The 12,535-nt window shown below is 61.8% G+C and carries 7 protein-coding genes and 1 tRNA gene; 2 read left to right on the top strand and 6 right to left on the bottom strand.

The genetic code is table 11. The annotated features are described in order from the left end of the window. Positions 1-13: 13 nt before the first annotated feature. Both IGW03_RS23175 and IGW03_RS23170 read right to left on the bottom strand, forming a co-directional pair. Complete coding sequence (locus IGW03_RS23175; protein WP_438943672.1) at positions 14-2,434, bottom strand: penicillin-binding protein 1A; 2,421 nt, start codon at positions 2,432-2,434, stop codon at positions 14-16. A 196-nt stretch (positions 2,435-2,630) separates the two neighbouring features. Further along, positions 2,631-3,926: a cation:proton antiporter gene (locus IGW03_RS23170; RefSeq protein WP_194724901.1), complete on the bottom strand. Its 1,296-nt coding sequence runs from the start codon at positions 3,924-3,926 to the stop codon at positions 2,631-2,633. 242 nt (positions 3,927-4,168) lie between these two features. Here IGW03_RS23170 and IGW03_RS23165 point away from each other — a divergent pair, with 242 nt between their 5' ends. Further along, positions 4,169-6,370: a putative bifunctional diguanylate cyclase/phosphodiesterase gene (locus IGW03_RS23165; protein WP_194724900.1), complete on the top strand. Its 2,202-nt coding sequence runs from the start codon at positions 4,169-4,171 to the stop codon at positions 6,368-6,370. 27 nt (positions 6,371-6,397) lie between these two features. On the opposite strand, the gene IGW03_RS23160 is transcribed toward IGW03_RS23165, so the two are convergent. From IGW03_RS23160 to IGW03_RS23145, 4 genes are all read right to left on the bottom strand, one after another. Further along, entirely contained in the window at positions 6,398-7,546 is a 1,149-nt protein-coding gene (locus tag IGW03_RS23160; protein WP_194724899.1) for an MFS transporter, read from the bottom strand. Between the two features lie 101 nt (positions 7,547-7,647). Continuing rightward, positions 7,648-8,034 (bottom strand): response regulator, encoded by a 387-nt coding sequence (locus IGW03_RS23155; RefSeq protein ID WP_194724898.1) that lies wholly within the window; start codon positions 8,032-8,034, stop codon positions 7,648-7,650. 334 nt (positions 8,035-8,368) lie between these two features. Next, entirely contained in the window at positions 8,369-8,719 is a 351-nt protein-coding gene (locus IGW03_RS23150; RefSeq protein ID WP_194724897.1) for a hypothetical protein, read from the bottom strand. Between the two features lie 475 nt (positions 8,720-9,194). Next, positions 9,195-9,270, bottom strand: a tRNA-Thr gene (locus IGW03_RS23145). 201 nt (positions 9,271-9,471) lie between these two features. On the opposite strand from IGW03_RS23145, the gene IGW03_RS38945 reads away from it, so the two are divergent. Further along, positions 9,472-12,162 carry a bifunctional diguanylate cyclase/phosphodiesterase gene (locus IGW03_RS38945; protein ID WP_194724896.1) on the top strand — a complete coding sequence of 897 codons (2,691 nt, stop codon included), beginning with the start codon at positions 9,472-9,474 and terminating at the stop codon, positions 12,160-12,162. The last annotated feature ends 373 nt before the right edge of the window (positions 12,163-12,535 follow it).

The following is a 12,535-nucleotide window of genomic DNA, read 5'->3' as shown; positions in this document are numbered from 1 at the left end:
GCCGCTGCTGACATCAGCCGAGGAAATTCAACCAGCGCCGGATACGGTCGATGAAGTCATCGATGCCCTGGCGCCATGCATGATAAGTCCGTTCAACTTCACGCATGCGGTCGATCGTCCGCTGCAGCGCATCCAGCGGCGAGCCGGAATCGCCCTTGCCGGCAGGCGGCGCCGGGTCGTCATCCGGGCCGGACAGGTTCTTCAGGAAGTCCCAGACGCGCTCGAGCACCGATTCGCTCGGACGCGGGAACTGCGCGGCCGGACTGACCACCCGGCTGCCGAGCGCCTGCTGATAGAAATCGCCGACCACCGGCAGCGCATTGTGCGCTCCCTGGCCCCAGTGGTTGCTGCGCATGGCGACCCGCGCATCGTTGAAGCCGACCCAGGCGCCTGCGACCAGGCGCGGGTGCATCAGGATGAACCAGCCGTCGGTATTGTCCTGGGTGGTGCCCGTCTTGCCGGCGACGTCGGCGCGGATGCCGAAGCGCGTGCGGATATTCTGCCCCGTGCCCTGGTTGATCGCGCCGCGCAGCATGTCGATCAATTGCTCCGAGGTGTCGGTCGAGACGGCGCGCCTCGAATCGGTGTCGAAGCTGGCCAGCACGTTGCCGGCCTTGTCGGTGATGCGGGTGACCATCAGCGGCTGGCGGTATTCGCCGCCGGCGGCAATCGTGGTATAGGAAGTCACCATCTCGAACAGGCTGACCGGGCTGGTGCCGAGCGCAAGCGCGGGCACCGGGTCGAGCGGGCTTTGCGCCACGCCCATCTTGCGTGCCAGCGCGGCGGTCTGCCTCGGCCCCGCTTCCAGCATGACGCGCGCGGTGATGGTGTTCTTCGAATAAATCAGGCCTTCTCGCGCCGTCATCGGCTTGCGGGTGGGCGGCGTGACGTCGGCGGGACGCCAGATTTCACCGCCGGGCAGACGCATCTCGATCGGCGCATCCATGAACTTCCGGTTGGGCGACATGCCTTCCTCCAATGCGGCGCCATAGACGAAAGGCTTGAAGGTGGAGCCCGGCTGCCTGCGCGCTGCGCCCACATGGTCGAACTGGTCGGTCGCAAAGTCGCGGCTGCCGACCCAGGCCTTGACCTGCGCGGTGACCGGGTCGATGGCCATGAAGCCGGCTTCCAGCCGCGTCTTGCGCGCCTTCAGCTGGGCAATGAATTCTGCATTGCCGCGCAGCTGGGCCAGCGCTTCGTCTGCTGGCGTGCCGGCATTGATCAGGCGGGCATAGTTGGGCGACTCGCGAATGAAGGTATTGAGCAGTTCCGCGCGGCTGCTCCAGAACCAGGCGAAAGGCTGGGTGCGCTGGCGGCGGCTGACATAGGCATCGGCGCTGGTCGAGAGCAGGCGGTCGGACGACGATGCCCATTCCACATCCGCCACTGCCTGCAGCTGTTCCAGCTGGCGCGCGACGGCGCGGCTGGCCATCGCCTGCAGCCGCGTGTCGATGGTGGTGTGCACCACCAGCCCGTCCTGGTAGATGTTGTAGTCGTTGCGGTCGGCCCATTCGATGAGCCACTTGCGCAGGTGCAGGGCGAAATGCGGCGCCGGTCCGAGCGCTTCCTGCTGGCGCTCGAAGTCCAGCACCACGGGGCGCGTCTTCAGGGAGTCGAAACTGGCTTGCGTGATCACGTTGCGCTTGACCATCTGCGACAGCACCACATTCCTGCGCTTGAGTGCCCTCTGCGGATTCAGTACCGGGTTGTAGTAGCTGGTGCCCTTGAGCATGCCGACCAGGGTGGCGCTTTCCAGCAGGCCGAGCTTGCTGGCCGGCTTGTCGAAATAGGTGCGCGCCGCCATCTCGATGCCGAAGGCGTTGTACAGGAAGGGCACCGTGTTGAGATAGGTTTCCAGGATCTCCTTCTTGGAATACGCATGCTCGATCTTCAGCGCGGTGATGACTTCCATGATCTTGCGGTTGAGCAGCGGCTGGCGCCCGATCTCCTTCGGGTACATGTTGCGCGCCAGCTGCTGCGTGATGGTCGAGCCGCCTTCCGGGTCGCCGATCAGCGCCCGCAATGCGCCAATCACCATGCGCTGCGGTTCGATGCCGAAGTGCTGGTAGAAGCGATGGTCCTCGGTGGCCACCAGCGCGCTGACGACATGGGGCGACACCCGGTTCAGCGGCACCCATTCCCGGTTGATGCGGTTGAATACCGTGATGCGCTTGCCGTCGGCAGACATCAGCACGCTGGGCTGCTCATGCCTTGCCTTGCGCAGGTCGGCGATGCTGGGCGTGAAGGGAATCAGCAGCAGCGCATAGGCCAGCAGCAGAACGAAGGCTGCGCCGCCCAGCAGAAAGAGCGCCTTGACGGCGGCGAGCATGCGCGTGCGCGGCGGCAATGCGGAATCGATCGTCCGCCGCAGCAGCGACATGAAGTAGGCCCGCAGGCGGGAGAGTCTGGATGGCTTGGCCGTGTTTGTTTGCAAATGTTCTTCCGATTCGTTGGTTGGGAACTCAGGTGCAATCTGGGCAATTCGGGCAATTCGGGCAATTCGGGCAATACAACCGATACCTGCAACGCGCCGGCAGAGTGCATCGCTTCCGCATCGTTCCACCGGGAGCGCCGGCGCATGACAGGCCCTGGCTCCTGTTCCCGTTCGTGCGAAGTTGCCGCACGGACGGTCATCGTCGCCAGAAGCGATCCATCAGCGGCTTGACGCTGATGCCGTGCACATAGATCGACAGCATGACGACGGTCAGCGTGATCTGGGTCAGCTCGCGCGCCAGTTCTTCCGGCAGGCCGTGCTGTATCGCATACATCAGATAATAAATGGAGCCGATGCCCCTGACGCCGAACCAGCCGGAAATCTGACGCAGGCGGTGCGAGGTGCTCGAACCCAGCATGCCGATCCAGACGCTGACCGGCCGCGCGATGCAGAAAACGAACAGCGCCACGCCGGCGGCGCGCCAGCTCCACGCGCCGAGCACGATCATGCCGCCGAGCAGCAGCACCAGCATCAGTTCGGACAGGCGTTCCAGATGCTCCTTGAAGACCAGCGCCTCGGCGCTGACGATGAGCGGCGGTTCCTTGCGCGGGTTGGCGTTCGCTGCTTCGGTGCGCTTCGTGTCCGGCTCCAGCAGGCCGTGCTTGTCACGCGGCGCGCCGGCCAGCACCAGCTCGGTATGGCGCAGCGCCACCCCGGCGAAGAACACCGCGAGAAAGCCCCAGGCCTTGAGCCACACGCTCAGGCCGTACACCACCGCGATCAGGCCGAGCCCCACCAGGTCGTCGAGGACCTCGTGCTTCGGATCGCCGCCGCGCAGCTTCCAGCCCAGCCGCGCCAGCAGGGAGCCGCCGCCGGCGCCGATCAGGATGGCGCCGGCGGTCGCCCACAGCACGTCGCGCAGGACCCATTCCATGCCGAATTCGCCGATCTCGTGCAGCCCGAGCAGGCCGAGGCCGAGCATGACGAAGGGAAAGGCGCTGCCGTCGTTCATGCCGGCTTCGCAGGTGAGCACGAAGCGCAGCTGGTCCTTGTCTCCGGGATGCCGCACCTGCACATCGGTCGCCAGCACCGGATCGGTCGGCGCAAGGATGGCGCCCAACAGGATGCCGGCGCCCAGCGGCAGTTCGAGGATGAAATAGCAGAAGGCGGCAATCAGCCCGACCGTGATCGTCATGGAAATCCATGCCATCCGGATCGGCGCGGCCCAGCGTTTCAGCGTCAGCGGCACCGGCATCTTGACGCCTGCGGAAAAGAGCGAGATCAGCACCGCGATTTCGGTGACCACTTCCAGCACACCCGCCTGTTCGATGGGATTGAACTGGAACAGATTCAGGAAAGTCGGACCAAGCAGCAGGCCCACGCTCAGGTAGAAAATGGCCGAGGTGATCGGCAGCCGCATGATGGTGGTCGCGGCAAGTCCTCGCGCAAGCATCAGCAAGCCGATCAGCAGGAACCATTGAGCATTGGTCATGGGCATCCATCATGAAGCGAAACCAGCTTGTATGACCGCAACCCCGGTGTTTTATTCAATTCCCAAGATGGATAGCTGTGGAGCTTTATGACAAGGATCACGCTGCCGACCCGCAGCACGATTGCGCAGTTCGTAAAAGACAGTGTGCATTCCATGAGGCAACACAAAGAAGCGCTTGAAAGCTGTTGTCCGGCGGGAACCTGAACAAGGCAAGGCCGTCCTACAGAAAAACTGACAATTCCATGGACTACTTCCCTTCTTTCTCCCCGGACCGTTATTCAAGATATGCGCAATTGCTCTGCCTGAGCGTGCTGGGAATCTGCGCATTGGGTTTTGCCGGCTGGTTATGGTATGGACCGATACTCACCTTGCCGGGCGCCGGCTTTTATCAGATGAAGGTCAATACCGTCATCGGCCTGGCGTGCGGCGCCGTGTCGCTCTGGTTATTCATCGGAAAGCATCGCCGGCCTGCCGCGAGGCGGACATCGCAGGCCCTGGCGGCAGCCATGGTGGCGCTCGGTGCGATTAACCTGGCGCAATACCTGTTCGGCATCGATATCGGCATCGACGAACTGCTGTTGCCTGATCCTTTCGCTCACGGCCCTCAGCTTCCCGGACGTCCGTCGGTGCCGACGTCCTGCGGCTTCATTGCGGCAGGAGCCGCGCTGCTGATGCTGCAGCAAAAGCGATGGAATGCGCGGGCTGCCAAGCTGGCTGCCGTGTCGGTCTGTGCATGGCTGGGGCTGGCGATAGCCTATCTTTACGGCCTGGCATCCATTTACCGGTTCAACGCCTACGGCGGCGTGGCCATTCCCACCATTACCTGCTTCATCCTGCTCAATGCCGGCATCCTGCTCGCGCAGGCGCAGCAAGGTTTCATGTTCTATTTCACCAACCGCAGCTATGCGGGCCTTGCGGCGCGTCGGCTCCTGCCCACGGCTGTCCTGGCGCCGGTGCTGCTGAACTGGCTGGTGCTGCTCGGCCATGAAGTGGAAATGTTCGATATCCGTACCGCACTCGCCATCGAAACCATCATCATCGCACTGGTGCTGACTCTGGTGATCGGCTGGTGCGCGCGTTCTCTACTGGCGTTCGAACGCCTGGTGTCGATCAAGCAATCCGAAAAGGTACAGGCGCTGGAAAAGGCTGCGCGCCTTGCGCATTACGATGCGCTCACCGGCCTGCCGAACCGCGTGCTGCTCAATGAAAGGCTGGGCGAGGCCATTAAGGCTACCGGCCGCAAGGCAGGCAGCGTGTCGCTGCTGTTCATCGACCTCGACCGCTTCAAGCCTATCAACGATACGCACGGGCACCAGGCGGGCGACAGCGTGCTGATCCAGATCGGCCAGCGGCTCAGGGAAGTGGTGCGGGAAACCGATACCGTTGCCCGTCTGGGCGGCGACGAATTCGTGGTGCTGCTGGCCGAGACCCGCGCCGCCGACGATGCCGGCCTCATCGCCGGCAAGCTCATTACGGCCATCGAGCAGCCCTACAAGGTGGGTGAGGAAGAAATGTACCTGTCCGCCAGCATCGGCATCAGCGTGTTCCCGAAGGACGGCATGGAACCGCAGACCTTGATGGAGCATGCGGATGCGGCCATGTATTACGCCAAGTCGCTGGGCAAGCGCAATTACCAGTTCTATGCGCCGCACATGACGCATGAGGCCGTGCGCCGCGCCAGCATCGAACGGCAGATCCGCATGGCGCTCGACGACAGCGCCTTCGTGGTCGAATACCAGCCCAAGGTATCGGTCAGCAACGGCCGCCTGATCGGCGTCGAGGCACTGGTCCGCTTCAAGCCGGTCGACGGCCGGCCGCCGGTGTCGCCGGTGGAATTCATTCCGATCGCCGAGGAAAGCGGCCTGATCGTTCCGCTCGGCCGTTGGGTGCTGATGGAAGCCTGCCGTCAGAACAAGGCATGGCAGGATGCCGGCTACCTGCCGCTGCCGGTGTCGGTCAACGTCTCCGCCGCCCAGTTCCGCAGCGGCAATTTCGCCGACATCGTGCACACTGCCCTGAAGTCTACGGGATTGAGCCCGGCCTATCTCGACCTGGAGATCACCGAAACCACGGTGATGCAGAACTTCGATTATGCGATCGGACTGATGCGCCAGCTTCAGGGCCTCGGCGTGAGCGTGTCCATCGACGATTTCGGCACGGGCTCGTCGAGCCTCAGCAAGCTCAAGCTGTTCTCGGCCGATACGCTCAAGATCGACCGTTCATTCATCCGCGACCTGCCGCATGACCGCGACGATGCCGCCATCACCTGCGCCATCATCGACCTGGCGAGGAATCTGAACCAGCGGGTCATCGCCGAAGGGGTGGAGACACAGGAGCAGTTCGCCTTCCTGCAGGAGCATGGCTGTGATGAGGTGCAGGGCTTCTATTTCAGCGCGCCGCTGCCGGCTGAGAAATTCGAGAGCATGTATGCGCGGCAGTGGTAGCGGTGCGCACCGACTGTTGATGAATCCTTAGTTGCTGTCTTTGGCCGGCTGCTTGCGCCGCGCAAAGGCGGCGCCCCAGGCAAGCACCGCGGCCAGCGTCCAGAACACCGGTATGGTGCCCACCACCGCCCCAAGTGCGCCGAACGCGGTCGGCAGTATCGTCTGGCTGGTATTGATCAGCGTCGAGCGTACGCCCACTGCTTCTCCGGTCCTGCCGGCGGGCGCGGTGTCATGGATCAGGCTCATGATGGTCGGCAGCGCGGAGCCCAAGCCGAGGCCGAGTATGAAGGCGAGCAGCATCAGGACCGGCACCGAGGTAAACAGCGGAAAGAGCAGATAGATGGTGCTGGTGAGACCGAGCGCGCCCACCAGCACGCCCCAGCGGGATACCATTTGCATCAGCCTCGGAATCGCAAGCCGGACCACGAAGGTGCCGACGCCGAAGGTGCCCATGATCAGCCCGATGGTGGAGGCGGAGAGGCCGATGCGCGCACCCTGAATCGGCACCATGAAGGTAAAGAGATCCCATGCCATCGACAGCAGGCCGCTGGCGACGAAGACTGCGCGCAGCGGCGCATGGCCGAGCAGGTCCATGACGCGCGGCTTGCTGCGCCCCGCTTCGGGCTGCGCTGCGGGTTCTTCATGACGGCCGCTGCGGTACAGCACCAGCAAACCGACGACGGGAAACACTGCAAGCAGCAGGAAGGCCATGCGGTGGCCGACCGCATCGATCAGCAATCCGGAAATGACGGGGCCCAGCACGGTGGACACCGAAAAGCCCAGCGCCAGCATCGAGAAGGCGTGCGTGCGGGTCTGCGGCGTGCTGCTGCGGCCGACCGCATTGTTGATGGCGAGATGCGCAATCATGAAACCCGATCCCAGCAGCACGCTCGCGCCGCACAGCATCGCCAGCGAAGGCAGGAGGGCTGCCATTACCGAACCCGCGCACAGCATCAGCATGGCGATCAGCGTGGGGCGCGCTGCGCCGGCCCTGTCGGTCCAGCGTCCTGCATGCACGGAGAACAGCATCGGTATGACCGCGAGCAGGCTGATGATGAGTCCGACCTGGAAGGGCGTGGCTTGCAGGTCGATGGCGAGGAGGGTAAGTGCGACGCGTCCGCCGGTGAAGGCGATGTGCGCGAGCACCATCATCAGGATCAGTGCGATCAGATTCAAGGCAGCGATGCGGAAGGCATGTCGTTGGAGGTCGGTCCAGTATACGGCATGCGGCGACAACGGGTTTGACGCTGTCCGAAGAAGCAGTCAGCAGGCCGCATTCATTCGCCGGGATGCTGCTCCGTTTCCTTGAGCCGGGCGGGATCATCGAACATCGTCTGCATCATACGCACCAGCGTATCGGCATTGCACGGCTTGCCGACCACCTTGAGGTATGGGCCGATGGCGCCGACGTCATGCGGCGTGGATGAAACGATGATGCCGGGCAGGGCCGGCCGTTTTTCCTGAAGCCTGTTCAACAGCTGCAGCCCGTTCATGCCCGGCATGACAAAGTCGGTGATGACTCCATCGACGGGGTCGAGACGATTCACTTCCAATGCAACCGCGCCGCAACTGGCTTCGGTGATACGGTAGCCATGCAGGCGAAAGATCCGCGCAAACAGGCAGGTAATACCGGGTTCGTCATCTACGATGAGAATGTGCTGCATATGTCCTTCAGGTTGAAAACGCCAATGCTTCTCGAGCATCTCCGGAATGACGCGCACATTTATGAAAATCTTGCTGGCCGGGGCGCAGAGCATTGCCTTTGCGTGATGGGCATTCCGGCGGTTTCATCGTTGCGCCCTTGCTCTTGCGAAGGGCGATGCGCTTGATGAAGGCTACGCCATGGAAAGACTAATATCTGTACGGTACCTGTCACATGGATGAAAAAAGCCCGCCGCAGGAACACTGCGGCGGGCTTTTTTCGGTATCGGGATGCAGGGAACCGGATTTACATGGACCTGCTTTCCCAGTTTTTAATGGTTTGCCATGCGTTTGCGCCTACTTCTTCTTGGACTTGTCCTTGGCCAAGACCTTCTTGACCGCCGCATTCCAGGCAGCAGAACTGGATTCGGGCGAAGGCATTGCTCCTTTTACCTGTACCTTCGGTTTCTTGGCGGCTGCCGGGGACGGAGCCGGCGCAGGAGTCGCTGCCGCGGCGGCGTCGCGTTTCGCCTTTTTCTTGAATGCGTCCCAGGCCATGTCCAGATCGCGCGCTTCGTAGACCAGGCAGCTTCCGATGGCAATGCCCTTGCCTTCCAGTTCGGGTTCGATATATGTCTCGAAAGCGCTGAGGTCGATGCCGAAATATTGAATCGCTTCCTTCTTGTTGTAGCAGCGTTTTCCTGTCATTGGACCGTTTCCTTTGAAGTGTGCGGCGCCTCCGCGCCCTCAGATGTTTTCCTCAAGATTCGCAATTCTGTTGATGCCGGCCCTCGAGACACCGCAGATTTGCGGCAGCGCGGAAACTTGCATTCGGTCGCGCCCGGTTTTATGGGAGGTATCTCTTGCAGACAGGGCGAGCGGCATCAAAAAGAGTACCTTATACCAATCCCAAATCATTCCATGCCATGAGTTCGCGTCTTTTTCCACCTGGCCGCGTTGCGCTCGTCATCCATAGCCCCGCTATGGACTCCTCCCGCGCCTTGCCAGTTGAAAAAATCCATCGATCTCATTCGGCATGTCATGACTTGGGATTGGTATTAAATGTACCCGAATATTCATGGATGCAAATAAACGGCAAGGGACGCTGCCAAGACAAAGGCCCGCACATTCACCTGGAACGTGCGGGCCTTCAAGTACTGTCGGATGTCTCCGGAAATTCGGATGGTGCCAGCTGAAGGACTCGAACCCCCTCCCTGCTCATTACATTTGAGCTGCTCTACCCGGTGAGCTAAGCCGGCACACAAGAAGGATATCAAGCCGGCTCCCCGCTGATTTGAGATGACACAAACGGGTCGCCTTTGTACGAAAGCTTACCGAGCCAGATCTCTTTTCAAGCAATATGACAATGCCTTACCGTGCCGCGGGCTGCATGACTGCAGCGCGGCAATGAGGATGAACAACTTTATCGTTCTTGCATTGTCCACTGATGACAGTCACCCGTGAACCGCTCCATGCCCACGCATGCCCACCGCATCATCGAAAGATTGAAGTCAGCGCGCGGCGCCTATGGCCACCTGTGGCCGCTGCTGCTCTGGCTGGCGGTCGGAGGCTCGGCTATCTATCTCCTGTGGATGTTTACCCTGTCATTGATCCTGATGGAAAAAAGCAATGCGGAAGCCGCGGCATTGCGCCTGTCCGCGAGCCTGTCGCGTGCGTACGCCTCGCAGCTTGAAAGAACCATTCAGGAAATCGATCAGCTTACCTTGCTGCTGCGCTATTCCTGGGAAGAGCCGGGTCGGGGCATCGATCTTGAACGCCAGCGAGACCGCGGCCTGTTTCCTGCGAGTGCGCAGTTGTACGCAACGGTGCTCGACAGCGATGGCAAGATCGTCAGCACCACGATGGAATCGCGCGAGATGCCCAGCTTCGCCGACATGTCCTTTTTCCAGTGGCATCGCGACAACCCTGACGGCAGCCTGCAGATCAGCCAGGTCAGTACCGGCAAGCGGCTCAACCGCGACGTCGTCCGCTTCACGCGGCGCCTGGGCGGGAACGACGGCTCCTTCGGCGGCGTGGCCCTCGTCAGCGTGGAGCCGCCTTACCTGACTGCCTTCCATGATGCGCGTATGCTCGGCAGCGGCGATTTCATCTCGGTCAGGTTCCTCAACGGTTCCCTGATCGCCACCAAGACCGGCACCTATCCCAGCGAAACGTATTACCGCAAGGATCCTGTCTTTCTTTCCGATACGGGAACGGAAATCGAGCCGAAAGAAAGATTCATCGACGGACAGGCACGCTTCCTGTCCTGGACCAGGCTCAACCGGTATCCGGTCGTGGCGCTCGCCGCCATTGCGGAAGGGAATGCCCTGGCCGCCTATGAAAAAACCGCTTTTACCTATCGCCGTTTTGCCTATGCCATCAGCGCGCTGATGGCCGCCTTTACCCTTGCCGGCATGTTCTTCACCTCGCGCCTGGCATGGCGCAAGCGCCGCGAGGAAGCCATCCAGGCCACCATGCGGCTTGCCACCGATGCGGCGAATGAAGGCTTCTATACGCTTCGGCCGATGCGAGACCACGACGCTTTCGTCACCGATTTCCTTTTCGAGGACTGCAATGAACGCGGCGCCGAACTGCTCGGCCTGGCGAAAGCCTCGGTCAAGGGACACCTGTTTTCGGAGTTCGTGAACAAGGAATATCGCGAGGAGCTATTTGCGCTGTTTCGGCGCGCGCTTGCCAGCGGCTTTCATGAAGACGAGTTCCGGGTGCCCAAGAACAGCCGCTTGCGGGCCGCCTGGGTGTACCGGCGCATGGTGCGTTCCGGAGATGGCCTTGCGCTGACGATGCGCGACATCTCGCAAGCCAAGGAAAACGAATTCGCGCTGTCGCGCCTGGCCAATACCGATGCGTTGACGATGCTGCCGAACCGGCACTGGCTGTCTGCCTTCCTGCCGGAAGCGATCCGGCGCAGCGGCAGGCGCGAAAGCTCGCTGGCGCTGCTCTTCATCGACCTCGACAACTTCAAGAACATCAACGACACCCTCGGGCATGATGCCGGCGACGAACTGCTGCGCGCCGCCGCCGCCCGCCTCAAGAGCGTGCTGCGCGCCAGCGATCACGTCGTGCGGCTGGGAGGCGACGAATTCATCGTAGTGCTGGACAACGTCGAGCTCGTCGACGATGTATCTCGGGTGGCATCGCATGTCGTCAAGGTCATCGGCGAACCGTTTACGCTGGGCGCCTCTGCCGGCCATCTGGTGAACGCCTCCATCGGCATCAGCCTGTTTCCTCAGGACGGCGACGACAGCGACACCCTGCTCAAGCATGCCGATATCGCCATGTATGCCGCCAAGGCGGCGGGCAAGGGGCGTTACCACTTCTATCATTCCCACCTGTCGGATACGCTGCTGCTGAAGCTGGACAAGGAAAAGGCGCTGCGCGATGCAGTCGCTTCCGACCAGTTCGTGATGCATTATCAGCCCCGGGTCAAAGCCGCCAGCGGCAGGCTGAGCAGCATGGAAGCGCTGGTGCGCTGGATGCACCCGGAGCGGGGACTGATCTATCCGAACGAATTCATCGGCCTGGCGGAAGATACCGGATTGATTTCGTCGCTGGGCGAGCTGGTGATCGAGAAGGTATGCGCCCAGCTGGCCGATTGGAAGGCCGGCGGCATGGCCATCGTTCCTGTATCGCTCAACGTTTCGGCGCACCAGTTGCGCAATGAAAGGCTGGCGGGGTTCATCAGAGATTGCCTGCGCCGCCATCGCATCGAGCCGTCGCTGATTGAAGTGGAGCTCACCGAATCGGCCATGCTCGACAACAGCGTGACGGCCCGGCGCCAGCTGGGGGAATTGCGCGACGTCGGCGTCAAGCTCCTGATCGACGATTTCGGCACCGGCTATTCATCGCTCGCCCAGCTTCACCAGCTCGATGTGGATGTGCTCAAGGTCGACCGGGCTTTCACTACCGCCCTCGCGGACGGCAATGGCGAAGTCATGTTCCGCGCCGTGACCTCCATGGCCGAGGCACTGGACATTCGCGTGGTTGCGGAAGGTGTGGAAACTGCCGAGCAGTTGCGCAGCCTGCAGCGGCTGCATTGCGATGAAGTGCAGGGTTACCTGATCGCCAGGGCCTTGCCGGCGGCGGAAATTCCTTCGCTGATTGCGCAGCGCTTTCTGTTTGCCGCAGCATGACCACGGTAACCGGCGTGGAAGTTTGTTGCATGCCGGAATTGCGAAAATGGGCAGGCAGGCAGGAGAAAAAGAAGGGAATTACTGGTCACGGGGCAGCGACCACAGCATCGCGCCGACGGCGCAAGCAATGTAGAAGAGGATGACCCATTGCTCGTAGACGTTTAGCAGAAGAGTTGACATGTTGCCTCCGTGGTGAAGACACAGCATGCCGGATTGCTACAACAGGATATTGAGCACCCGCAAAGTTTCCGTATGGATCTACAAGGGCGGAGTACGGATGGAAGAGCGGAAAAGGAACAAGAAATCAAGCCGGAGGGCGGTCCTGGAAGGCGCGCCTCCGGCGGTGCCGTCAGGTCTTAGCTGCCGAGGTAGC

This window comes from Noviherbaspirillum malthae, assembly GCF_015352985.1.
Taxonomy (GTDB): Bacteria; Pseudomonadota; Gammaproteobacteria; order Burkholderiales; family Burkholderiaceae_D; genus Noviherbaspirillum; species Noviherbaspirillum malthae.
Note: the sequence above shows the minus strand (reverse complement) of the source record. Positions and strands in the feature narration are given on the sequence as shown.